This is a genomic window from Pontibacter qinzhouensis, from assembly GCF_008017455.1.
GTDB lineage: Bacteria > Bacteroidota > Bacteroidia > Cytophagales > Hymenobacteraceae > Pontibacter > Pontibacter qinzhouensis.
The window spans coordinates 23,190-46,203 of sequence record NZ_VRTY01000015.1 but is presented as its reverse complement, the minus strand read 5'-3'; the positions used below and the strand labels follow the sequence as shown (position 1 = coordinate 46,203).

Genomic DNA, 23,014 nt, shown 5'->3' with positions numbered 1-23,014 from the left:
TTATTTTAAATGATGAACTATAAAGAGGCAAAGGCACCCTGCAAATGGAAGCCTGGTTAGAGAACAACTGCCGAAACAGGCAGCGTTGCGGGGAGTAGTTAACATGAGTTGTGAGTGGTATGAGAGATGGAAAAATGAACACTTTTTTAAAGACTGATAGTTTATGCCAACGTTGGCAATTTTTGACATACCAATATATTTTTCGATATAAAGCAAAAGTGCGGGCACCTGTTGTTGCCTCACCTCACTTTGCTGCCACTGCTGTTCCGGAGTAAATGCGTTCTTACAAATAAGCATATAAAAGTAGCTAACAGGCTTGCCAGATACACGTTGCATTCTCTTCCTCTCCGCCCAACGTTGATTGTTCTGCCTAACCTGCTCATAGCCAGGAGAAGAAACGTGTAAGAAGTATGGATCTAAATAATGCATAGGGTATAGAAGCAGCACCAGAAAAGCCCTTAAACAAACATTTGTTTGTAAGCCGACATAAACTTGATAATAATATTTTATAATTGCAACCGATTGCAACAATTTTTTTTCTGCAACACTATTTAAGTTATTCTAATAAGAAGTAATCCGTTAATAATTACGAAAAGGCCCCAATACTTCAGAGCTGGCAGTAAAGAGGCCTTTCTAAGCTTAGATTAAATGATAAGTGCCTGCTTTTCTTGCATATAAACAGCTGTAGGAGAAGACAATGAAGTTCGAAAATAAAAACTGCTATTGTTGCTGCAATCTGTTGTGGTAAACTTAGTTTACAGAAGCTAATCACAAATACTGGCAAATATAGTTTGGTTGAATGGTACGTGCATCTAAATAAAGCGTATCGCAAAACTTAAGTTATAATCAAGATCTACTACAAATGGCACCACCGCAAGCTGCTTAACATAATTTTTCAACTAGATACGCCTTGTTACATACCTGCTATAGCTTCTGCTACCTTTAAGCTTCAGCGGCACGATAAGCATTAATGCTGATCAACTATTTTTCATACAGACATGCGGCTGGGAACCCTTGACAACATTTTAACAGAATTCCTTCTGGAGGGTCTATTCATTTAAATAATTTGAGTTAAACGAATCATAAGCTAGTTTTTCCCACTCTGCCCCGTGCCCTCTCCCCTGATAGTGGAGTTTGTGAAGCATAATTAAGGTATTAGTTGTTAAAGAGAACTTATAGGTAAAGACGAAGAAGGCGCTTAACGTGGAGGATTAATCCAGACAGAAAGCTATTTTAAGAAGAGCAAAAAAAGCCCCGGCGAAACAAGTTGTTTAACCGGGGCTTTTAAATTATGCTAATTAAAATGGGCTTCAGAAGGCGAATTCAACCTTTTGGTGTCAAGGGTTGAAGTTAATCCAGTTCTACCATGGCTTTAATAACACCGTTTGCAGGGTCTAACCAGCCAGCGAACTCCTCCTTCACCTGCTCAAACTGAACCCGGTGTGTAATGTAAGTAGTAGGTTCCACTAATCCTTTCTTCATGGAGGCCACCACGTGCTCAAAATCCTCGCGTGTGGCGTTGCGGCTGCTCATGAGCGTAGACTCCCGCTTATGGAACTCCGGATGGCTGAAGCTTACCTCCCCCTTCTGCAGCCCCACCATAACGTAGCGGGCGCCGTGCGCCATGTACTGGAATGCATTGTTAATGGCACGCTGACTTCCGGTTGCATCAATTACCACAGTCGGCATGTCGCCGTTCGTGATTTGCTGCAGCTGCTCCGTCACGTCCGGGGAGAGTGCGTTCACAATATGCTGCACCTTGAGCTTCTCTTTACAGAAGGTGAGGCGCGAGTCGTTAATATCCATGGCGATAACCTGGGCACCAGCTATGCGGGCAAACTCCATAATACCAAGCCCGATGGGGCCCGCTCCTATCACCAGCACAAACTCACCAGGCCGCACGCCGGCTCTTCTTACACCATGCGCACCTATGGCTAAGGGCTCCACGAGTGCCAGCTCGTCAAAACTGAGGCCTTCGCCGTGCACCAGAGCATAAGAAGGCACCGACAGGTATTCCACCATACCGCCATGCACGTGCACACCGCATACTTTCATGTGCGTGCAGCAGTTTGGTTTTCCTGCCCGGCAAGCGACACAGGTCCCGCAGTTAAAATAAGGAATAAAGGTTACAGCCTCTCCTTTTTCAAAACCGGGGGCATCATCAAAATCGACAAGCTCGCCAGCCAGTTCGTGGCCCAGAATGCGCGGGTACTCAAAAAATGGTTGTGTGCCCTCGTAGGCGTGCAGGTCGGTTCCGCAGATACCAATGCGCCTGATCTTGATGATGGCATGACCTGGGGTTAAAGCAGGTTGTTCTCCGGTAGCGTAATCGAATTGCTTCGGAGTGGTACAAACTAATGTTCTCATGAAACACGTATTCTTTATTTGAATTGCCTTCAATAGTCAGGCAGGTATTGTTTAGTTCAGCTTGTAAAAAGAAGCAGCATTTCCTCCGAAAAAGGCAGCCTGCTCCTGCTCGCTGAAAGCAGAAAAGTAGTCTTGCACAATGCCGAGCATTTCTTCGTAAGCACCTGCCACCAGGCACACCGGCCAATCAGAACCATACATAATCCGGTTCGTGCCGAAGGCCTCAACTACGGTATCGAGGTAAGGCCGGAAATCTTCTTTTTTCCAGTTATGCCAATCTGCCTCGGTTACTATGCCCGATATTTTGCAATACACATGTTGGTGCGCTGCCACCGCCTGCATATCCTTTTTCCAGCTATCAACTTTTTGGTCTTTGATGTAAGGCTTGGCCATGTGGTCTATTACGAAAGGCTGCTCCGGAAACTCCGCCACAAACTCTTGTGTATACCCCAACTGATCCGGGAAAATCAGCACATCGTAGGTGTAGCCAAACTGCTGCAGTTTGCTGATGCCTTTCCGGAACTCTGGTGTCAGCATCAGGGCCCGGTCTTCGGCTCCCTGCAGAATATACCTGAACCCTTTCAGCTTATCAAACTTGCTATAGTTCTGGAGTCGTTCCTCCAGGTCCTCAGCAAAAAAATCGACCCAGCCTACTACGCCTTTTATAAAGGAGTGCTTTGCCGCCTGCTCCAGCAGAAAATCGTTTTCGAACTCCGGCTGTGCCGACTGCACCAATACGCAGCCCTCGAAACCGTTGCGCTCCAATACCGGCTGCAGGTCTTCGGGCAGAAAATCACGCTGAATCCGAGACATGTCGTCGTTTATCCAGCTATCGCGAACCGGGTCATATTTCCAGAAATGCTGGTGCGAATCAATTTTTGGCATACGCTTTCACATATTGCTTCGACGTACCGAGGCCTTCAATACCCAACTCCATTTCATCGCCTGGCTTCAGGTACACCGGCGGGTCAAAACCTAAACCTACGCCAGCCGGAGTGCCTGTAGAAACCACATCGCCGGGCAGCAGGGTCATAAACTGGCTCAGGTACGATACCAGGTGCGGTATTTTAAAGATGAAGTTCGAGGTGTTGCCATCCTGCATCATCACACCATTTACTTTGAGCCACAGGCGCAGGTTATCGATATCGGCGATCTCGTCTTTAGTTGCCAGAAACGGCCCCATAGGAGCAAACGTATCGCAGCCTTTGCCTTTGTCCCAGGTGCCACCGCGCTCGAGCTGGAACTCCCGCTCCGACACATCGTTGTGCAGGCAGTAACCGGCCACATAGTCCATCGCTTCTTCTTCGCTTACGTAGCTGGCTTTCTTGCCAATTACAAAGGCCAGTTCCACTTCCCAGTCGGTTTTAACGGAGTTCTTAGGAATTACCACATCATCGTTAGGGCCAACCAGCGCGGTTGTCGACTTAAAAAACAGCACCGGCTCAGTCGGCACTTTGGCGTTGGTTTCGCGGGCATGGTCGGCATAGTTCAAACCAATACACACTATTTTAGAAGGCCGCGCAAACGGGCTGGACAGGCGGCTTCCTTCCGGTATGCGCTCCAGGTTGCCTTCGTTCTTTTTCACGAACTCTCTTAAGCGGTTCAGGCCGTCGTTCTCGAAAAAGCGCTCATTATAATCTTCACCAAAAGCAGAAGTGTCGTAAGCTACATCGTCTATTAAAACGCCAGTCTTTTCCTGATTTGGTTCTCCGTATCGAATAAGTTTCATAGTAGATCGTGTGCCGCACCAGCTAGCCCGGCTCTTTTATGTTTATTAGTGAATATCTTATTTTATGGTAAAGTTACTTTGTTCTTGTTGTAATTTAGAGCAAGGCGCCAAATAATTCTCTGTCTGTTCAAATTATTTGAATGAAAAAGCCCTTCAGAAGGGCTTTTTGTATTTTTAGTCCAAGGGTTGGAGCTTAGTTATTAAGTTTAATAAAGCCCCCATCAATCGGGTAATCGTTGCCGGTAATAAAGGAGGCTTCGTCGGAGCAGAGGTAGAGGATCAGCTTCGAGATTTCGTCTGGCTTGGCCATTCTGCCTATTGGCTGGGTTTTAGACAGCTTGTCGAACATTTCCTGCTCCTGCCCCGGGTAGTTCTTGGCCAGGAAACCATCTACAAACGGGGTATGCACGCGGGCCGGCGAAATGCTGTTGCACCGGATGTTGTCGTGTATATAATCTTTGGCCACCGACATGGTCATGGCCTGCACCGCACCTTTGCTCATGGAGTAGGCAAAACGGTCGGGTAAACCGATAACGGCCGCAATAGAACCCATATTCAGAATAGCGCCTCCCCCATTTGCCCGCATAACCGGGATGGCAGCAAACAGGCAGTTATACACGCCCTTCACGTTAACCTGGTACACCCGGTCAAAATCCTGCTCCGAAGTTGTATCCACACGGCCGATATGCGAAATACCGGCGCTATTCACCAGAATGTTGATCGTACCGATGCTCTCGAACACTTGTATTACCTGCTGATGGTTGGTTACATCGCAAACATGTGCCGTTGCTTTGCCGCCAGCATGTTCAATTTCTGAAACGGTTTGCAGGGCCTGCTCCTGGTTCAGGTCCAGCACTTGTACTTGGGCTCCTTGTTTAGCAAAAGTTAGGGCAACGGCCTTCCCGATGCCACTACCTGCACCTGTTACAAGGGCTACTTTATCTGTTAATTCAAACATAAGAATATAAGTTACTTTGAATTTAAATGCTTCGTTTTAGGCGTGCTACTTTACTGTATTAAACTGAGGCGATGGTGATCCTGCCGCTCCGGCACCGCGCAGGCGTTTGTTTAGGGCCTCCTCGTGCTTGCCGGCAATAATGGCATACACCACAATTACCAGGAAGCAAATCATGGGCACTATAAAGGAGAGCCCAATACTACCGGTCATGTCAGACACAATACTTTGAATACCTGTAACTACTGCACCTCCTAAAATAGCCATAATCAATCCAGAGCCTCCAACTTTGGTATCTTTCCCTAACCCTCTGATGCCCAAACCATAAATAGTAGGAAACATAAGCGACATACAACCTGAAATTCCGACAAGGGCATACACTCCGAGGTAGCCGCTGCCAACAACCACAAGCAGTGTGCAGACGGCCGCAGCCAATCCCGTTATCATGAGTAGCGTGGCAGGCTTTATAAAGCTCATCAGGGCCGAAAATATAAACCTGGATACCATAAACAACACTAGCGCACCTAAATAGTAGTTAGAAGCGCTGTCTTCGTTGAGGTTAAGTTCCTGCATCACATACCTGATCGTGAAAGACCAGACACAAATCTGGGCACCCACATAAAAGAACTGTGCCACCACGGCCCACACGTAATGCGGCAATTTAGTAAGCCGCTTAAAAGTGGAGGCAAGCTCGAGGTCTGGCCCGCTATCAGAGGCTTTGGGCATTTTAGTAAACTTTAGTACAAGCCAAAGCAGCATCAGAAAAAGAGCCACTCCTACATAAGGCCCCATCACAGCCGTCAGTTCTTCTGATTGAACGGCAGCCAGTTCCGCCTCGCTCATGGCGCTTCGCTCCTCCGCGCTAGAGAGGTTGAGCTGCGACAAGATAAAAACCTTGCTCAGTAAAACCCCGATAATGGAACCAATCGGGTTAAAAGCCTGCGCCAGGTTAAGCCGCCGCGTGCCAGACTCTTCGGGCCCAAGCGCCACAATATAGGGGTTGGCAGCTGTTTCCAGAATAGAAAGCCCGCCAGCCAGCACAAAAAGCGCCGCCAGGAAATGCCCAAACACCATGGTAATACTGGCCGGATAAAACAGCAGCGACCCCAGAATAAAGAGCCCCAAGCCGAGCAGTACACCGGTTTTGTAAGTAAATTTCTTAATAATGATGGCAGCAGGCAAGGCAAGGAAAAAGTAAGCCCCATAAAAGGCATACTGAATCCAGGCTGTCTGGAAATCGGACATGCTCATGATTCGCTTAAAGGCTGCCAGCAAGGTATCGGTCATGTTGTTGGCCAGTCCCCATAGAAAAAAGAGGCTCGTAATCAAAATAAAAGGCCAGGTGGTGCCTGCTCTGAACAGGGAAGCCTTTGGTGCGGAACTACTCATGTTTTAAGTCGATAATTATGGTCGCAGATGTTTTTTTAACCGGTTAAGCGGCACTAACAGCGTAAAGCTTACCTAACCTGCCACAGTTTCTGAGGCTGCTGCTTTTTACAAAGCTTATGTTGCTGCAAAGTAAGCAAAACAAAGTTAATCCGGTTTTAGCTGCAAACTAGTTACAAACAATTGTTTGTTTATCCAAAGAAAACTAATTTCTGGCTGCGGCTGCTCTAGGTTATTACCATGTTATTATAAAATTTTAACATGTATGGGCTAAACCTGAATCCTTTTCCGGTAATCCTTCCATTTCTGCATAAAAAATTTATTTCGATGACCGAAAATCTTACTGCCATAGGGTTGTCACTAGTGGCAGTTTTCTTTGTAGCATCAACAAAAAATAAAACTATGAATATGTTAGAAGTTTTTGCGCAGGAGCTGGAGCAAGAGTCGCACACCACCCGAAAAATGCTGGAACGTGTGCCCACAGACAAACTCGATTGGCAGCCACACCCCAAGAGCATGACGCTGCGGCGCCTGGCAGCGCACGTGGCCGAGCTGCCAGGCTGGATCGGCATGACCTTTAACACCAGCGAACTCAATTTCGATAACAACCCTTACGAGCCACAGGTGATAAACTCTAAAGCAGAACTAATGGACTTTTTTCAACGCTCCTTAGAAGGCGGCAAGGAACACCTCCAAAAGGCACACGAGGACCAACTGGCAGAGGAGTGGCAAATGCTGGAGGGTGGCCAGGTTATGTACAAAGGCTCAAAAGGTGCCGTTATCCGGATGGCTATATCGCAAATCATCCATCATCGGGCGCAGTTAGGCGTTTACCTTCGCCTGCTCGACATCCCGATTCCAGGCAGCTACGGCCCAAGTGCCGATGATGAAACCGAGTAAGTAACGACAAGCTGCTTCGGTTTAGGGTCAGCTTGTTTAGCTTCTAAGAAACATACCTCCTTACTAACGCATTAAGTCCGCATGCCACCAATAGTTAAAGGAGGTATGTTTTAAAATTATTTGAGTGTTTTAGACTTGAAGAGGCATGAGTATATTTATAAGGAGTAAATTCCTGCCGCATGTTTAGCGAAGCGCAACTTGTGGTTTGGTATAACAGCAAGTTTTCAACTTACTTAAACCACCTGCTTTCATACTTTCGCAGGTTGAAAACAATGGCCCCATTAGTTACTGCTGCGCCTAAACCAGCGGTGTAAATTAGTATAGTACTATACTTATACGCCTCCATCTGTTATTATACCATAAAATTATTCTGATGAAAATAGCCTTCCCAAGCTTTTTCATTAATTATAGGTCAAGGGTCTGTTATTTTGTTCCTGTTAAACAACCTCTGCAGCTGGCTGCTTGCGTAGCTGCAGCATCTTATTTCTACCAGACTTTCCCCCAGCATTCACTACACCTGTAGTTGGTTACTTTTCAGGTACAGCAGTTAGGCAATCATCAGTTCAACAAGCCAGTAATCGTACAAGTCCCATCCTCAAATGTTACAATCCGGTTATCTGTTTATAATCAGGCAGCGTGTAGTAAAAAAAAAAGCTTCCGCGCCGCGGTTATTTTCATATTTCGGCTGGAGTGGCACCAGTCAAAGTTTTAAAATGGCTTCTAATCAGGCATTTCAAGTATTCAAAAATCTTTTATTTTAAATATTGAATCCTTTAGCAGGCGATAGCGTAAAAGGAGTCGTTTAGAAATTAATCGATAAATAAAAACACAAGTTGCACATCCTAATTTTTGTAGTTGTGCATCTAATCAGGCACCTACTCCTGTAAATCAGGCCACACCCTTTTAATCACTATTAATATAATGCAATTATTATTTAAAATTAAAAACAACACTAACATGAGAAAACTATTATTACTCCCGATATTAGTCATGCTTGTTACATTCACTTCCTGTAAAGACGACGAAGCTGAACCATTTGTAGAAACACCCCTCGACCTGGAGTTGAAAGGCAACTGGGAAAACTTTGAAACAGTAGCTGTATTTATTGATGGCCAGGACAAAGTGGCCCACACCGACACCTCGCGCGCTGTAGTAAAACATTCGTTTAACAAGCCGAACATGAAAATGGTACACTCTGTATCTGGCCAGGAAGCAACTGTTAACTATGCTTTGCCAGACTCCAGTGGCACCCGCTACATCGTTATTTCCGACTCTCAGAACAACCAGGATGTTTTCGAAATTAAATCGCTCACAGCAACCGATATGGTGTGGGAGAAGGTAGTGCGCTATGCCAGCTATAAAAAAGACGACACCTACATTACCTCCCGCAGAGGCACCTGGACCTACAAATTCAGAAAAGTAGAATAACTGTTGCTTCACCACATAACAACTGGTGTTAGCTTACAAATCTCAAAAGGTCCGCCACTTAACATGGCGGACCTTTTTGCGTTAGTAGCCAATTGCTTCTGGTCCGGGTTAATTATTTGAATAAAATGCTTCTCCAAAAGAGTTTACCTCAGAAAACCGCCAAGGGTCTGGCTTAAAATTTTAAAGCCATGATGTTATGCTGATGGCACATTGCCCCACTCCTGCTGCTGGTCGTACCACAAAAAGCCCTGTTTTATGGTGAGCGGTGAGGCCAGGTTGTTATGGTATAGCTGCCCGGTACCGAGGCCCTGCGGCATGGTAGTAGTATAAGTTGCGGTGAACTGGCTAACTGAATTCAGCCCGATGTTCGATTCCAGGGCCGACGTTACCCACCAGCCAATGCCCCTGCCCTCTGCCAGCGAAATCCAGTTGGCACTTGCCTGCAAACCACCCACCAGCGTAGGCTTCAGAATAATATACTGTGGCTTTATAACATCAAGTAAGCGGGCTTTTTCCTCCGGCTGCTCCACTCCGATCAGTTCTTCATCTAAGGCAATAGGAACTGGAGTGTAGGCACAAAGCTGGGCCATTTGCTCCGGCTGTTGCTGCCGTATGGGTTGCTCGATAGAATGTAGCTCGTACCGTGCCAGCCGCTCCAGTTTCCGGAAGGCTTCTTCCGGTTTAAAGGCGCCATTAGCATCTACCCGTATGGTCAGTTCAGCGGCACTGGCAGTACTTCGGATGCTTTCCAGAATCTCTAGTTCGGTAGCAAAGTCGAGGCTGCCGATTTTAAGCTTTAGACAAGTGTAGCCCTCCTTCAGCTTTTTCTTTATCTGATCCTGCATAAAAGCCTTGTCGCCCATCCAGATCAGGCCGTTTATAGCGATGCCTTGCTGCCCTTCCGAAAAAGCATTTCTGAAAATAATTCTGTTACCGCCATGCTGCAGATCCAGCCAGGCGGTTTCGAGGGCAAAACGTATGGCTGGCCAGCCGGCAAGGGCCAGGCCTTCGGTATCTAAAAATTCCTCGTTACCGGTAAGTGCTACGGCACCACTGTTCACCTGCCTACAGAGTTGCTCCAGCTTCGCCTCCAGATCAGGGGTTGCATCTACGCTTAAGCCAGCTAAGGGAGCACACTCACCAATGCCTTGTTTTTCGGGTCGGTTTTGCTCCGATAGCACCAGGTAATAAACTTTATGTTCGGCAATGGCTCCGCGCGAGGTACGGGCATCGAACTTAAAAAGCAGGGTGTGAGGCAAAAGGTGCAGGTGGTAGCGCATAGCAGAAAAGTTAGCAACAGATAATGAAATAAATCAGCAGCCTGACAAACAGGCAAAGAATTGATGAATTGACTGGCTTCTGTAAAACTAAAAACATCTGTATAAAGTAAACAATGAATTTAAGAAAATAAGCCTGAATGGACAGTGTAAACCATAAAAAGGAGCCGCGGCAGGCAGTTACTCCACTTAGTTTAAGTAGCCTTCATAGCAGCACGCCCCTTGACTAAAAAAGCTAGTAAAAGCTTCTGAAGGCCATTTTTATTTAAATAATCAACAAAGAATGTGTCGTACGCCTGGTTGTACAGCAGTTGCCAGTCCTGATATACTGAGACTTAACTTTTCGGAATTTGAAATTTTACTACCAAATGTTATAGGACACAAGACTTATAGGACGAAGGACTCAGGATTTATTCTTAATCCTGCTAAAATAAAATTTTGATTTCCAATAAGTTAAATCGTCATCCATAACATCAAAATCATTTTTTCAGCGATAAACACATGAGCACCATCACCGCCACAGCACCAACAGTAAGCTTGCAGCGCTTCCAGGAAATAAGGGCACGCACCGAAAAAATCTGTGCCCCCCTCGAAGCAGAAGATACTGTTGTGCAGCCTATTATAGATGTTAGTCCGCCGAAATGGCACATGGCCCACACCACCTGGTTTTTCGAGACCTTTGTGCTGCAGCCGCACCTGCCGGGTTATAAACTGTTTCATGCCAACTACGGCTTTCTGTTTAACTCCTACTACAACACGGTTGGTAACCGCGTGCAGCGCGATGCCCGCAGCACCCTTACCCGTCCGCCCCTCCGCGACATTTATGCCTACCGTCAGCACGTAGATGAACATATAAGCCAACTCCTACAGCAGCTCGACGATGATAAGGCTGCAGCCATAATGCCCTTGCTGGAACTTGGCCTGCAGCACGAGCAACAGCACCAGGAGCTGCTTATTACCGATATAAAATACATCCTCAGCACCAACCCGCTTGTACCGGCCTACCAGGCAGCACCTACCAAGGCACCCCATACAACTGCTGTGGCAGCCGAATTTCTGGAAGTTCCGGGCGGCATTTACAGCATTGGCCACCAGGGCAGCGGCTTTAGTTTCGATAACGAACAGGGTGTGCACGAGGTGCTGTTGCAGGATGTACAAGTCATGAACAGGCTCGTGACCAACGGTGAGTACCTGGCCTTTATACAAGATGGGGGCTACACCGATTTCAGGCACTGGCTGGATGAAGGCCTGGCCCTTATAAAAGCTGCCGGGCTAAAAGCTCCGCTGTACTGGCTGGAGCAAGATGGCGAGTGGCAACGGTTTAGCATGCACGGGCTGGAGCCACTGGACCCGCACCAGCCGGTATGCCACCTCAGCTTTTACGAAGCCAACGCATACGCCACCTGGGCCGGTAAACGTTTACTTACCGAGTTCGAATGGGAGGCAGCCTCGCAACTTTATGCTCCCAGCAAAGGTAATTTTATGGAATCGGAGTTGCTGGAGCCGGCTGCTGCCACACCTGGCGCTTCGGGTCTGCAGCAGCTCTATGGCGATGTGTGGGAATGGACCTATAGCGCCTACCACCCATACCCCGGTTTTTCGAAAGCTCCCGGTGCGCTGGGCGAGTACAACGGCAAATTTATGCTGAACCAAATGGTGCTGCGCGGTGGCTCCTGCGCCACACCGCAAAGCCATATACGCACTACTTACCGAAACTTCTTTCACCCTGACAAACGCTGGCAATACAACGGAATAAGGCTGGCTTATTAAAACGTATGAAAACACTAACCTCAACACCCAACAAATTGCCACTCGTAGAATTACACAAAGAACCTGACGGAAGCGTTTCGAAAGCTGCTTTCGCCAAAGATGTGGAGGCCGGCCTCAGCAAAAAAAATAAAACACTCTCGTCGCGGTACTTCTACGACAGCCGGGGCAGCCAGCTTTTTCAGGATATTATGGCGCTGCCGGAGTACTACCTTACCCGAAGCGAGTTCGAGGTGCTCACCGACCAGAAAGAGGCTATTGCAGCAGAGGTAGCGGCCGAAGGCTTTTTCCATTTAATAGACCTTGGCGCAGGCGACGCCCTTAAAACCAAGATTCTGCTGCGGGAGCTGCACAAGCAAAAGCAGCAGTTCGATTATGTGCCGGTAGATATTTCGGGGCACGCCATGCAGGAACTGACCGAGCGCCTGCACCACGAACTGCCCGATGTGCCGGTGCAGGCGGTGGTTGGCGAGTATATTCAGGCGCTTGAATGGCTGCAGGAGCATAAATCGGAGCGGAAGGTGGTACTGTTCCTGGGCTCCAACATCGGCAATTTCACTTCTGATGAAAGCATGGCCTTCCTCAAAATTGTGAGGAGCTACCTCGGCTCCGGCGACAAACTGCTGATGGGCATGGACCTGCGCAAAGACCCCAACACCATTCTGGATGCCTACGACGACAAAACAGGAGTAACAGCCGCTTTTAACCTGAACCTGCTGCGGCGCATAAACGAGGAACTGGGCGGTAACTTCGACCTAAACTGCTTTAGCCACTACGCCACCTACGACCCGCAGGCCGGGGTTATGCGCAGCTACCTGGTCAGCAGGAAACGGCAGGAGGTCTGGATAGAGGCTATTGGCAAAATGTTCTCGTTTACCGCCTGGGAAACCATTCATACCGAAAACTCCCATAAATACTCGCTTGAGCAGGCGCAGGAAATGGGCAAAGCCACAAACTTCAGCATCGAGACTGTTTTTCTGGACAAAAACCAGTATTTTGCTGATATCCTTTTCGCCGTAAAGTAGACCTATGACCGATATTAATTTAGCCTCAGGAGCAAGCTACTTCCGTAGTCCTGCTCCTGCCATAGCCACTGCCATAGCAGCACTGGAGGCCGGTGCAACTGGCCATGGCACCGCAGAGGGTATACCAGAACTGCGAGAAGCCATTGCCCAACGCTACCAAGCTGACGGCATTGCCATTGCGCCAGAGCAGGTGCTGGTAACGCCTGGCAGCAAGCAAGCCCTATTTTATCTATTTACCACGTTGCTGCAGCACGACTCCGATGAACTGGTGATTCCCACTCCTGCCTGGGGTGGCTTCAGGGAGTTAATGGCTTACGGTAAAGGTAAACTAGTGGAGCTGCCTACAGCTGCCAGCACAGGTTACCGCCTCGATTCGGCGGATCTACGAAAAAAATTAAACGAGCACAGCCGCATACTTTTGCTCACAAACCCCTGCAACCCAACCGGCCGTATCTATACAAAGCAGGAACTGGAAGGCATACTTTCGGTTACCCGCGATTTTCCTGACTTAACCATTATAGCTGATGAGATTTATGACTTTATTACTTACAACGGGGCTTTTACTAGTATCCTTTCCTGCGAAGGGGCGGGCCAGGAAATAGTTGTCGTAAACGGTTTCTCCAAGTCGTTTGCCATGACCGATTGGCGGCTCGGCTTTATGGTAGGGCCAACAGAACTTGTTAGCAGGTGCACCCGGTTTCAGGGGGCTACTCTGGCCGGCGTTAGCAATTTTTTGCAAAAAGGAGCCGCCTCTATGCTGCAACAACGCACGGAGGTGCTGAAACCCATGCTGGAGGTACTGCAGGAAAACCGCCGCCTTACGGCAGCCGTATTACATGACATTCCGCACCTGCCATATTTCTATCCGGAGGGAGCTTACTATTTTTTCCCCGACTTCAGCTATTACCTACCCGGAACTACGCCACAAGGCACTACCTTAACCAGCAGCCAGGATTTGTGCCAGTACCTGAAGGATGAAGTGGCGCTACAGCTCTATGCCGGCGAAAACTTTGGAGCATCGGGCCATGCCCGCCTCTCTTTCGCCGTAGAGAAAGAAACGCTGCAAGAGGCGCTCATACGTTTAAAAGAGGCGCTGGAAGGACTGGTGGTGCAATAAGCTTAATTTGTCGGGGAAGTTCTAATTCTGCTAATGAAAATGACCTTCAAAAGAAAAAAGGGCAAAATTATGCCAAGGGTTGAACACAGCAACTACAGCTATTTGTAAGAGGAACGCTACAAATAGCTGTAGTTACAAATTGATAACACGCCACTACCTGTTCCTGATTTCAAATTTCTGCATATCTAACTTTATCAAATTTAAAAAGCGTACTTTTGCGGGCCTAAAATGAGCCGCTGGTATGAGATCAGAAGAATATAAAGAACATTTCGCTAAAAATTTCCTGCTTGCTTACCCTGTTGTTCTCAGTCAGCTGGGGCACATTATGGTAAGTGTTTTCGATAGCCTGATGGTGGGTCAAATTGGCACCCTGCCACTGGCAGCCGCCTCACTGGGCAATAGTGTATTTGTCGTGATGATGATGTTTGGCATCGGCGTCTCGATGAGCATCACTCCTTTAATTGCCTCTGCCGATGGCCGTGGCAATCCTACCCGCATCTCGCTGTGGTTACTGAACGGGCTTGTTTCTAATGTGCTGCTCGGCCTGCTGGTGATGGTGGCGGGCTATTTCCTGTCGCCGGGCCTTAGCCTGCTGAACCAGCCCGAGGCTGTGGTGGAGCTGGCCATTCCTTACATCCGGATTCTGTTCTACTCTATGGTGCCGCTCATGGTATTTCAGGCGTTCCGGCAGTTTACCGAAGGGCTTTCGCTTACAAAACAGGCCATGTATATTTCAGTTGTCGCTAACAGCCTCAACATCGTCTTTAATTATATCTTAATTTATGGGAAACTCGGTTTCCCGGCTATGGGACTGGTGGGGGCTGGTTGGGCTACTTTTATCTCGCGCATCATCATGGCCCTCCTGATGGGTGGTTACGTGCTCTACGCCAAACGATTTGCTATGTACCGCCATTACCTGAACCTGCGCCACCTGTCGCTCATCCATATGTCGCGCATCTTTAAACTGGGGCTACCAATTTCGCTGCAAATGCTGTTCGAGGTGGGCGCGTTCAGTTTCTCTGCTATCATGATCGGGTGGATCGGGGCAAGTGAACTGGCGGCGCACCAGATTGCTATTAACATAGCCTCTGTATCGTATATGATGGCCAGCGGCATAGCAGCAGCTGCCACCATTCGGGTAGGAAACCAGAAAGGCCTGGGTAACATAAGAGCTATGCGCATGGCAGGCTTCAGCAGTTTTTTAATGGCCATTGTGTTTATGATCGGCAGCGGCCTGCTTATGGTGACTTTTAACCGGCTCATTCCGATGCTATACATCGATGATCCGGCGGTAATCGCGATTGCCTCGCAGCTCCTGATTATCGCTGCTCTTTTCCAGATTTCGGATGGAGTACAGGTGGTTGGCTTAGGTACTTTACGAGGCCTGGAAGATGTCAGAATTCCGAGTCTTGTGTCGTTTGTTGCCTACTGGATAATTGGACTTCCATTAGGATATTTGCTCTGTTTTAAGCTTGGAGTTGGTGTAAACGGAATCTGGGCCGGGCTACTGATAGGACTTTCTGTAGCTGCTGTTTTGCTCTTCTGGCGGTTCAATAAACAGACGATTCAACTGCTTCAAAAATAAATTAAAAAAAATGCAACCTTTCTAAAATAGCCCTTGTTGCCCCTGTAATGACGATAATTTTACTTTTAGCCAATGTTTATTATCACGCTACTCTTATCTTTTGTTACAGGATTCTTTGCACCAGCCACCGTTCCTTTTACTCCTGCTATGCCAGCAGTGGAGGAAGACAATAGTGCAAAAAGCGAAAAACTTTCCTGGTCTCCCAGTAGAAAGCTGAGTTGGGAAGATTTTAAAGGAGACCCTGACACTGAGAACCCACACCACGCCTTAACTGCTGCAAACCTAGCCCTGGATGCCAAGTGCCGGAACAACCAACTGGAGTTCCAGGTATCCTGCGTTTTTCTGCCTACGCAGTCGTGGTCTAAAAACAAGAAATCTGAAAAGCTGCTGTACCACGAGCAGCTTCATTTCGACCTGACGGAGGTGCATGCGCGCCTGCTTCGCCAGCAACTGCAAGCTCTTGGCAGCTCCTGCGACAACGTGCAGCAGAAACTAGGCCCTACCGTTACAGCCGCCTTTGCTGCCTGGAAAGCCGAGCAGGACAAGTTCGACAAATCGGTACGTCATGGGCTTAATTATGAAGCACAAGCTGAGTGGGCGGCCAACATTGAGCAACGCTTGAAGGAATTAGAAGCCTATCAGTAACAGCATTACCTCCCGATTAACTGTTCTAAACAAGGCTACAGTTGCCTTGCGATCTTGTTGCTGTAAACAAAACAGCCTGCCTTTGGTTTAGTTCTTTCTTAAACCAATGGCAGGCTGTTGTAGTTTTACCCTTTTCTACTGGCTATACACCTTATTCTGACTGCTGAAGTGTTGCGATTTGCTATAAAAGTTTTACTTTCAGGCCATTAATTAACTTTTATGGTTTTTATGCCCAAAGCGGCTCAGAGTTTTGTTCTGGCTACCTTGTTTTTAGATGTTCTGTGCCTTGGCATGGTATTGCCGGTTCTCCCGGGCCTGCTGAGCCAGATAACAGGCTGCACATTAAGCGAAGCGTCGGTTTATGGCGGCTGGCTCATGTTTGCGTTCTCGCTTACTCAGTTCCTGCTGGCCCCTACCATGGGCAAACTAAGCGACCGCTTTGGCCGACGGGCTATCCTGCTGCTGTCGCTGGCTGGCATAGGAACAGATTACCTGTTCATGAGTTTTACCTCTGGCATCGGGTGGCTATTTATTGGGAGGTTGCTGGCAGGCACTACCAATACAACGTTTTACATGGCTACCGCCTACACCGCCGACATAACTTCCATGGCTGATCGTGCTAAACGCTTTGGGCTATTAGGTGCAGCTTTTGGGCTTGGTATTACTGTTGGTCCGGTGCTGGGTGGCGAACTGAGTCAGGTTGGGCTGCGGGTACCGTTTTATGCGGCATTGGGCATTACGCTCCTAAATCTGGTCTACACTGCTTTTGTGGTTCCGGAATCGTTGCCCGTCCATAAGAGAAGCGCCTTTAGCTGGAGCAGAGCCAACCCGTTAGGGACCTGGCTGCACCTCCGGAAGTACCCTTTGGTGGTAGGTTTATGCTGCTCGTTATGTTGCACCTACATTGCGGTGCATGTGTTTCATAACGTCTGGGCTTATTTTACAGCCTTAAAATTTAACTGGGCCGAAAATCATATCGGCTACTCATTTGGTTTACTGGGTTTACTTATTGCCTTTGTTCAGGGTTGGCTTACCGGTTTTGTGGCACCAAAGTTAGGTCTGAAAAAAACAGCTTATATAGGAGTAGGACTTTACAGCCTGGGTTACCTGCTACTAGCCCTGGCCACCGACTCCTGGATGTTGTTTGCCTTTTTGCTGCCGTACGCCATGGGTGGTATTTCAGAGCCAGCCATTCAAAGTATTCTTTCAAGCGAAGTTCCTGAAACCGAACAAGGTGAGTTACAAGGCGGTATTGCCAGCCTGGCGAGTGCCACGGCTCTTATAGGAGCACCCATGATGAGTTATTTGTTCGCCTTCTTCACCTCTGGCAGCGCCCCTGTTTATTTACCCGAAGCTCCCTTTTTAGCAGCTATTGCACTTACGCTTACCAGTCTGTTTATATTACTGCGTGTGCTGCACAGGCACTCTCTTAAATCAGATAAAGAGCGCACCCATGTAGCTGCTACCATTTAATGTTTCTCAGACGTTCTCCTCTGCACTACCTGGTTCATAGCCTAACTGACCCTTGGATAAAAAGGGCCTAAATTCTTTTGGAAGGGCATTTTCATTAGAATAATTACTTTTCTTAACCAGCCTTGTTAAAAGGGAGCAGCAAAATGTTAGGGAAAAGCTTGAATGTTCTTGACAAAACTTTGCCGATTGGTCGAAGCATAGGAATAATGCAGAAGTTACAGCAACGCTAGCACATTTTCCGGAGGTCTTCCTATCACGGCTTTATCTCCTTTTACCACTATAGGTCTTTCGATAAGCGATGGGTTGGCTACCAAAATCGCCACCCATTCCTCATCGGTGTACACTTTGCCTGCAAACTTTTCTTTAAATAGTTTTTCCTGCTTCCGCACCAGGTCCTCTGGTTTCAGATGCAACTTCTGCGCCAGGCTTTGAAGTTCTGCTGCTGTGGGAGGAGTTTTCAGGTACTCGATTACCTGTACCTCCCGGTTTTCCTGCTGAAGGAGGTCTAGTGCCTGGCGGCTTTTGCTACAACGGGTATTATGGTAAATTGTGAGCATACGTGTTTCGGCGTTTGTTCTGCTAGTTAAAAGAATTTTGGTACGCAAGCAACTCTTGCCTTACTTCCTCAACCTCGAACCCTTGAAGGTAAAGTTGTAAAAAACCTTTTGGAGGCTGTTTTCATTTAAATAATTCGGAAGCTAACACTGTAGTAGAGGCAACTCTCTCTTACTTGTACGCAGCTTGTGGTGCAGCTAACACAGCACTCTATAACAAGAGGCAGTTGCGGCTGTTAAGACCTTATGTTGAGCACGTTAACCACAGATATAGACAGCGACAGTACTTCCTGGAAATAGTTTTACGAAAAATACAAAAGAAAAAAAGTCTTGTGTCTTGTGTCGTGATACTTGTGTCCTGTTTCCAGGAGAGATACAATTTCAATTTCCGATAAGTTATGACGCAGCCTATAAGGCAGCTTGCAGACAGTAAAATTTGGTTCGTTATTTTTATGCTGCTCAAATATTTGCTAGCTTGTTTCTGCTGCGCAGGCAGCTCATATATTTAATTCGTAACCTATGACAACTACTACATCTGTGAGAAGCCTTCAGCCTGAGGCACTTTGGAACAATTTTGCCGACCTAAACGCTGTACCTCGCCCATCTAAACAAGAGGAGCGCGTTATTAAATTTATAAAGGAGTTTGGTCAGAACCTTGGCCTAGACACAACTGAAGACGAAGCAGGTAACATTATTATCAGGAAACCGCCTAGTGCCGGCATGGAGAACCGTCAAACCATCGTGCTGCAGAGTCACCTCGACATGGTACACCAGAAAAATGCCGACACTACCTTCAATTTTCAGACACAGGGTATAGACATGTTGGTAGACGGAGATTGGGTGAAAGCTAACGGAACTACGCTGGGAGCGGACAACGGAGTAGGTGTAGCCACCATAATGGCTCTTTTGGAGGCCACCGACATAGCACACCCACCCTTAGAAGCGCTGTTTACTATTGATGAAGAAACCGGCATGACAGGAGCCTTAGCCCTGAAAGGCGGACTACTGCAGGCTAGTATCATGCTGAACCTGGATACAGAAGACGATCGGGAACTGACAATTGGTTGTGCCGGTGGCGTAGACGTAACAGCATCCGGAAATTATGACATGGCGCCTGTTCCTGCTGGTTCAAAAGCCTTTAAAGTAAGTGTAAAGGGCCTAACAGGCGGCCATTCAGGCATGGATATACACGTAGGTCGTGGTAACGCCAACAAACTGATGAACAGGTTACTCTACCAGGCATCTAAGCAGTTTAGCCTCCGCCTCTGCACAGTAGATGGCGGTGGCCTTCGCAATGCCATCCCAAGAGAATCTTTTGCTGAAGTTGTTGTTCCGGCAGGTGAGGCAGGTGCTTTCGAAGGCTTTATTGATGAGCAAACGGCAGTGCTGCAGGCAGAGTATAGCAGCACAGACCCAAAGCTGGAGCTACTGCTTCAGACCGTAGACGTTCCGAATGAGGTGGTTTCGCCTGCGTTTCAGGCTAATTTTCTGCGAGCTGTATACGCTTGTCCCAACGGCATCTACCGCATGAGCCCCGATATCCAGAACCTGGTACAGACCTCAAACAACGTGGCCAGGGTGTTGCTAAAAGAAGGCAGCTATACCATCCAATGCCTTACCCGCAGCTCCGTCGATTCTGAAAAAGAAGATCTTGCCTCTGCGATTGCGGCCACCTTCGAATTGCTTGGAGCCAACATAAAGCGCGCCGGCTCCTACCCCGGCTGGACTCCACGACCAGGAGCCACCATCGTAAAGCTGATGAGCGATTTGTACCGCGACCTGTTTGCAGAAGCACCTCACGTAAATGCTTGCCACGCCGGTCTGGAATGCGGTATCATCGGTGCGAATTATCCGGATATGGAAATGATTTCTTTTGGTCCGAATATTCGCGGGGCACACTCTCCAGACGAAACAGTACAGATAAGCTCTGTGCAGAAGTACTGGCATTTCCTGCTTGAAACACTCAAAAACATCCCTTTGGCCGAAAAAACAGTATAAGCCAGCAGTAGCAACAACAGGCAGCCAGATAAAAATAAATTTGCCTATAATTTTCTAAAAACGGATGGAGCAAAGAGAAGTAACAGATACAGAAAATACCACCTGGACTTGTGTGCAGGCTTATGCCGCACTTGGCAAAGAAGTTGCCGACAAGGCTGGAGACGCAGACAACATGGTAACATTGGTTTGTACACCTAGCGGTGGTGCCCAAACAGTACGGCTGCAGGTGCCGAATAATTGGCTGGCAGAACTAAGCGACGAACAACTGGTAAACAAAATTTCTCAGGTGCAAAAGGAGCAGGTTTAGGACGTTTCCTGCGGAAGCACAAAAAAAGTGCGGCTCCCGAAATGAGGGCCGCACTTTTTTCGTGCCTTCGACTACAGTTAATTTATAATATTATTCTGAAGCGCATATTTTATTAGCGTTGCCGTGTTTTTGGTTTGAGTTTTTTCGAGCAGGTTCTGGCGGTGCGTTTCAATGGTACGCTTGCTTGTGAAAAGTCTTTCGGCTATTTCGGCATTGGTATAACCCTCTCCAATAAGTGTGAGTACTTCCAGCTCACGTTTCGAAATGTCTTTGTATTTTTTGTCCTTTGTATCGGGGCAAGTCACAGAGCTGAACATATTCTGGTTTCCTATTTTCTTCAGCAGGTCTAATGCCACTGTAGAACTGATGTAGATGTGCCCACTGGACACGAGCCTGATAGCCGCAGAAAGTTCTTCCTTGCCTGAGTTTTTAAGAATATAGCCAGAAGCCCCTAGTTCAATTACCCTGTTTACATAGCTCTCATGATCGAGCATAGAAAGCACCAGGACTTTCACGTTTGGGTAATGTTGCTTTAAATATTTTGTTGTCTCAAACCCATCCAGTTCCGGCATGTTTATGTCAAGTAAAACGACATCAGGAGTAACACTATCTAAAAGTTCAATTAGTTCTTTGCCATTAGAAGCCTCTCCTACTACTGTTATAGCAGGGTCGTTGTGAAGTAAGGCGATTATTCCATCGCGAATAATTTTATGATCATCTGTAATAATAACATTTATCATAGAACTCGTGCAAAGTGTGTTTGATAGATTTTGATGTGACAACATTATTTATAGATTGTTACCACCATCTTAAATTACAAAAAAATATACTAGTTTTTCAGAAAATAATTAAATGAGCACCATAAGAAGCCTATTCAATAACCTTTTTAAATAATTCTAAGTTTATAACAAATTTGTAAGTTAACAAGGTTACGGCAACTACTGACTAAGCAGCCTAAGGTGGTAGTTAGATTAGTATTATCAAATAAAATTGCCGTTTTGTAACACCGCGCAGTTTCTGCTCAAACCTAATATTTTTTAAATATAGTTGTCAGAGAAGACATTTCGACGAATAAAATTAAATTTAAGTATTTGCCACCCACCTAGGTGCGTATTAACCCCAAATCACAGATAGAGCTTATTAACATGAATTAGGGTCAGTTTTACCTGTGTTATGATTGTCTGTTCTGAACTTATAACAATTCCAATATATGTTTTTTATCAGATTATTATAAAAAAAATAATGGATTGGGTGTGGGTAAACTTTATAACGACGGTAAGTTAGAATACCGTATTGTACTTCATCCTTTAAGACAAACTTCCACCATCTTTCTCAAATTAAGCCCTCGTCCATCTTCCTACTAAAAGCGAGTTTAATTTGATACAATAATAAGTTATTTTAAGGAGATACCATGTTTATATATCGTCAACTATATTTGTAGCAGTCAAATTTCCTTTTTGAGGCATTCTGCCGGGCAGCAAGCTCTTTAGGTAAAAAAAGACTTTAAAACTGAAGCCTCAGCAAGTCTTTCACTTGAGTCACTCAACATGACTTATCATTTAACCGTGCTTCCCTCCTTCAGTAGTATCTTCTTTTACATATTTAAACTAAAAATAACAATTAGGTGTAAGCAAACTGCTTCTACATTGATTTTAAGTATAGCAACAAGATCAGATTTAGGCTTATTGTAAAAGGGGTTTAAATTGGCTCATTATTGTTATTAAGTATAAAGCTGCCGGACCACAAGTAGCCTGATTAACCAATTAAAAAAAAATTATTTAATTCTTCCAAAATACCTGCTTCCAGGTATTTGCTAATCAAGTGCTTAACACTATATTTGTTTTCGTCATTGGCTATTTTTTTGATTTTTACACTCCGTTCTTCTTAGGCATCTCCTTTACAATTAACTCTAAAGGCCTAAAATTCAGAAGTAGTAAATCTGCTGTACCCGTACATTTCAGGAATAGACATAGTGTAGAAGTAGGATTTTATCATATGAAAATAACCATTACAACTGAAGATAATATATTTCATATTCAACTGGCCGGTGACTTAGAAACTAAAACATTCTCTGTTTTAAAATCTACACTTCTGCAGGCTATTATTGCCCGGAAGGCTCAAAAAGAAGTTTGGCTTGACTGTAGTTTGTTGAAGAGCATAACCACCGAAGCCATAGAATTTTTAATTCTGTACCAGCACATTCTGAAGGAGCATAATATTAACTTCCTGTTGATTCAGTTAAATCAGCAAATTCAGTACTTATTTAATACCACGCAGTTAGATGCTACCTTACCTGTAATACCTACTAAAGAGTTGGCTTATTACATGTATCGGTCAAACCATATGCTAGCACAGGCACCTGGGTTAAACAGCTAATTTTTACTTAAAACCAGGTTCTACCTGATTAGTGGGCTTTACAAAATCAAAACCTTACAGATTCTCATAGACAAAAGGCCCACACTATGGCGGGCCGTTTGTCTATGAGAATCTGTAAGGTTTTC

At 46.4% G+C, this 23,014-nt stretch carries 20 protein-coding genes; 11 read left to right on the top strand and 9 right to left on the bottom strand.

Annotated features, from left to right (window positions below):
* The 6 genes from FVR03_RS24300 to fucP all read right to left on the bottom strand — a co-directional run bounded on the left by FVR03_RS24300 (nt 1) and on the right by fucP (nt 6,440).
* Nucleotides 1-429, bottom strand: a complete 429-nt coding sequence (locus FVR03_RS24300) for a hypothetical protein (RefSeq protein WP_187270053.1) — start codon at nt 427-429, stop codon at nt 1-3.
* A gap of 921 nt (nt 430-1,350) precedes the next feature.
* Nucleotides 1,351-2,367: a zinc-binding alcohol dehydrogenase family protein gene (locus FVR03_RS05880; RefSeq protein ID WP_147920806.1), complete on the bottom strand. Its 1,017-nt coding sequence runs from the start codon at nt 2,365-2,367 to the stop codon at nt 1,351-1,353.
* A 51-nt stretch (nt 2,368-2,418) separates the two neighbouring features.
* Complete coding sequence (locus tag FVR03_RS05875; RefSeq protein WP_147920805.1) at nt 2,419-3,252, bottom strand: amidohydrolase family protein; 834 nt, start codon at nt 3,250-3,252, stop codon at nt 2,419-2,421.
* Nucleotides 3,239-4,096: a fumarylacetoacetate hydrolase family protein gene (locus FVR03_RS05870; RefSeq protein WP_147920804.1), complete on the bottom strand. Its 858-nt coding sequence runs from the start codon at nt 4,094-4,096 to the stop codon at nt 3,239-3,241. The genes FVR03_RS05875 and FVR03_RS05870 overlap by 14 nt, the downstream gene beginning before the upstream one ends.
* Nucleotides 4,097-4,289: 193 nt before the next feature.
* The gene (locus FVR03_RS05865) at nt 4,290-5,054 is read right to left on the bottom strand and encodes an SDR family NAD(P)-dependent oxidoreductase (protein ID WP_147920803.1); all 765 of its coding nucleotides are present in this window, start codon (nt 5,052-5,054) and stop codon (nt 4,290-4,292) included.
* A 45-nt stretch (nt 5,055-5,099) separates the two neighbouring features.
* Nucleotides 5,100-6,440 (bottom strand): L-fucose:H+ symporter permease, encoded by a 1,341-nt coding sequence (gene fucP, locus FVR03_RS05860; protein ID WP_147920802.1) that lies wholly within the window; start codon nt 6,438-6,440, stop codon nt 5,100-5,102.
* A gap of 399 nt (nt 6,441-6,839) precedes the next feature.
* On the opposite strand from fucP, the gene FVR03_RS05855 reads away from it, so the two are divergent.
* On the top strand, nt 6,840-7,337 hold the full coding sequence (locus FVR03_RS05855; protein WP_147920801.1) for a DinB family protein: 498 nt from the start codon (nt 6,840-6,842) through the stop codon (nt 7,335-7,337).
* Between the two features lie 957 nt (nt 7,338-8,294).
* Nucleotides 8,295-8,765, top strand: coding sequence for a hypothetical protein (locus tag FVR03_RS05850; RefSeq protein ID WP_147920800.1), 471 nt, complete (start codon nt 8,295-8,297; stop codon nt 8,763-8,765).
* 194 nt (nt 8,766-8,959) lie between these two features.
* Here the strand turns inward: FVR03_RS05850 and FVR03_RS05845 are convergent, their stop codons facing one another.
* Nucleotides 8,960-10,045 carry an o-succinylbenzoate synthase gene (locus FVR03_RS05845; protein ID WP_147920799.1) on the bottom strand — a complete coding sequence of 362 codons (1,086 nt, stop codon included), beginning with the start codon at nt 10,043-10,045 and terminating at the stop codon, nt 8,960-8,962.
* A gap of 498 nt (nt 10,046-10,543) precedes the next feature.
* Between FVR03_RS05845 and egtB the strand changes: the two genes are divergently transcribed.
* The 6 genes from egtB (at nt 10,544) to FVR03_RS05815 (ending at nt 17,654) form a co-directional block, all read left to right on the top strand.
* The gene (gene egtB, locus FVR03_RS05840) at nt 10,544-11,812 is read left to right on the top strand and encodes an ergothioneine biosynthesis protein EgtB (protein ID WP_147920798.1); all 1,269 of its coding nucleotides are present in this window, start codon (nt 10,544-10,546) and stop codon (nt 11,810-11,812) included.
* Between the two features lie 5 nt (nt 11,813-11,817).
* On the top strand, nt 11,818-12,834 hold the full coding sequence (gene egtD / locus FVR03_RS05835; RefSeq protein ID WP_147920797.1) for an L-histidine N(alpha)-methyltransferase: 1,017 nt from the start codon (nt 11,818-11,820) through the stop codon (nt 12,832-12,834).
* Nucleotides 12,835-12,838: 4 nt separating this feature from the next.
* Complete coding sequence (locus FVR03_RS05830) at nt 12,839-13,951, top strand: aminotransferase class I/II-fold pyridoxal phosphate-dependent enzyme (protein ID WP_147920796.1); 1,113 nt, start codon at nt 12,839-12,841, stop codon at nt 13,949-13,951.
* 241 nt (nt 13,952-14,192) lie between these two features.
* Nucleotides 14,193-15,536, top strand: coding sequence for an MATE family efflux transporter (locus tag FVR03_RS05825; RefSeq protein ID WP_147920795.1), 1,344 nt, complete (start codon nt 14,193-14,195; stop codon nt 15,534-15,536).
* A 72-nt stretch (nt 15,537-15,608) separates the two neighbouring features.
* Nucleotides 15,609-16,181: a DUF922 domain-containing protein gene (locus tag FVR03_RS05820; protein ID WP_147920794.1), complete on the top strand. Its 573-nt coding sequence runs from the start codon at nt 15,609-15,611 to the stop codon at nt 16,179-16,181.
* A 219-nt stretch (nt 16,182-16,400) separates the two neighbouring features.
* Nucleotides 16,401-17,654 carry a TCR/Tet family MFS transporter gene (locus tag FVR03_RS05815; RefSeq protein WP_147920793.1) on the top strand — a complete coding sequence of 418 codons (1,254 nt, stop codon included), beginning with the start codon at nt 16,401-16,403 and terminating at the stop codon, nt 17,652-17,654.
* A 215-nt stretch (nt 17,655-17,869) separates the two neighbouring features.
* Here the strand turns inward: FVR03_RS05815 and arsC are convergent, their stop codons facing one another.
* Nucleotides 17,870-18,211: an arsenate reductase (glutaredoxin) gene (gene arsC / locus FVR03_RS05810; RefSeq protein WP_147920792.1), complete on the bottom strand. Its 342-nt coding sequence runs from the start codon at nt 18,209-18,211 to the stop codon at nt 17,870-17,872.
* 534 nt (nt 18,212-18,745) lie between these two features.
* On the opposite strand from arsC, the gene FVR03_RS05805 reads away from it, so the two are divergent.
* A complete protein-coding gene (locus FVR03_RS05805) occupies nt 18,746-20,206 on the top strand; it encodes an aminoacyl-histidine dipeptidase (protein WP_255474085.1) in 1,461 nt (486 codons plus the stop codon).
* A 64-nt stretch (nt 20,207-20,270) separates the two neighbouring features.
* Nucleotides 20,271-20,513, top strand: coding sequence for a hypothetical protein (locus FVR03_RS05800; protein WP_147920790.1), 243 nt, complete (start codon nt 20,271-20,273; stop codon nt 20,511-20,513).
* A 77-nt stretch (nt 20,514-20,590) separates the two neighbouring features.
* Here the strand turns inward: FVR03_RS05800 and FVR03_RS05795 are convergent, their stop codons facing one another.
* Nucleotides 20,591-21,253 carry a response regulator transcription factor gene (locus tag FVR03_RS05795; protein ID WP_147920789.1) on the bottom strand — a complete coding sequence of 221 codons (663 nt, stop codon included), beginning with the start codon at nt 21,251-21,253 and terminating at the stop codon, nt 20,591-20,593.
* A 1,255-nt stretch (nt 21,254-22,508) separates the two neighbouring features.
* Here FVR03_RS05795 and FVR03_RS05790 point away from each other — a divergent pair.
* Complete coding sequence (locus tag FVR03_RS05790; RefSeq protein ID WP_147920788.1) at nt 22,509-22,889, top strand: STAS domain-containing protein; 381 nt, start codon at nt 22,509-22,511, stop codon at nt 22,887-22,889.
* Nucleotides 22,890-23,014: the final 125 nt, after the last annotated feature.

Bases quoted from the DNA above. Each gene is read 5' to 3' on its own strand.
- FVR03_RS05850 (WP_147920800.1), top strand. From the start codon at position 8,295: ATGAGAAAACTATTATTACTCCCGATATTAGTCATGCTTGTTACATTC.
- FVR03_RS05795 (WP_147920789.1), bottom strand. From the start codon at position 21,253: ATGATAAATGTTATTATTACAGATGATCATAAAATTATTCGCGATGGA.
- FVR03_RS05880 (WP_147920806.1), bottom strand. From the start codon at position 2,367: ATGAGAACATTAGTTTGTACCACTCCGAAGCAATTCGATTACGCTACC.
- FVR03_RS05855 (WP_147920801.1), top strand. From the start codon at position 6,840: ATGAATATGTTAGAAGTTTTTGCGCAGGAGCTGGAGCAAGAGTCGCAC.
- FVR03_RS05865 (WP_147920803.1), bottom strand. From the start codon at position 5,054: ATGTTTGAATTAACAGATAAAGTAGCCCTTGTAACAGGTGCAGGTAGT.
- fucP (WP_147920802.1), bottom strand. From the start codon at position 6,440: ATGAGTAGTTCCGCACCAAAGGCTTCCCTGTTCAGAGCAGGCACCACC.
- arsC (WP_147920792.1), bottom strand. From the start codon at position 18,211: ATGCTCACAATTTACCATAATACCCGTTGTAGCAAAAGCCGCCAGGCA.
- FVR03_RS05845 (WP_147920799.1), bottom strand. From the start codon at position 10,045: ATGCGCTACCACCTGCACCTTTTGCCTCACACCCTGCTTTTTAAGTTC.
- FVR03_RS05830 (WP_147920796.1), top strand. From the start codon at position 12,839: ATGACCGATATTAATTTAGCCTCAGGAGCAAGCTACTTCCGTAGTCCT.
- egtD (WP_147920797.1), top strand. From the start codon at position 11,818: ATGAAAACACTAACCTCAACACCCAACAAATTGCCACTCGTAGAATTA.
- FVR03_RS05875 (WP_147920805.1), bottom strand. From the start codon at position 3,252: ATGCCAAAAATTGATTCGCACCAGCATTTCTGGAAATATGACCCGGTT.
- FVR03_RS05870 (WP_147920804.1), bottom strand. From the start codon at position 4,096: ATGAAACTTATTCGATACGGAGAACCAAATCAGGAAAAGACTGGCGTT.
- FVR03_RS05800 (WP_147920790.1), top strand. From the start codon at position 20,271: ATGGAGCAAAGAGAAGTAACAGATACAGAAAATACCACCTGGACTTGT.
- FVR03_RS24300 (WP_187270053.1), bottom strand. From the start codon at position 429: ATGCATTATTTAGATCCATACTTCTTACACGTTTCTTCTCCTGGCTAT.
- FVR03_RS05825 (WP_147920795.1), top strand. From the start codon at position 14,193: ATGAGATCAGAAGAATATAAAGAACATTTCGCTAAAAATTTCCTGCTT.
- FVR03_RS05790 (WP_147920788.1), top strand. From the start codon at position 22,509: ATGAAAATAACCATTACAACTGAAGATAATATATTTCATATTCAACTG.
- egtB (WP_147920798.1), top strand. From the start codon at position 10,544: ATGAGCACCATCACCGCCACAGCACCAACAGTAAGCTTGCAGCGCTTC.
- FVR03_RS05815 (WP_147920793.1), top strand. From the start codon at position 16,401: ATGGTTTTTATGCCCAAAGCGGCTCAGAGTTTTGTTCTGGCTACCTTG.
- FVR03_RS05820 (WP_147920794.1), top strand. From the start codon at position 15,609: ATGTTTATTATCACGCTACTCTTATCTTTTGTTACAGGATTCTTTGCA.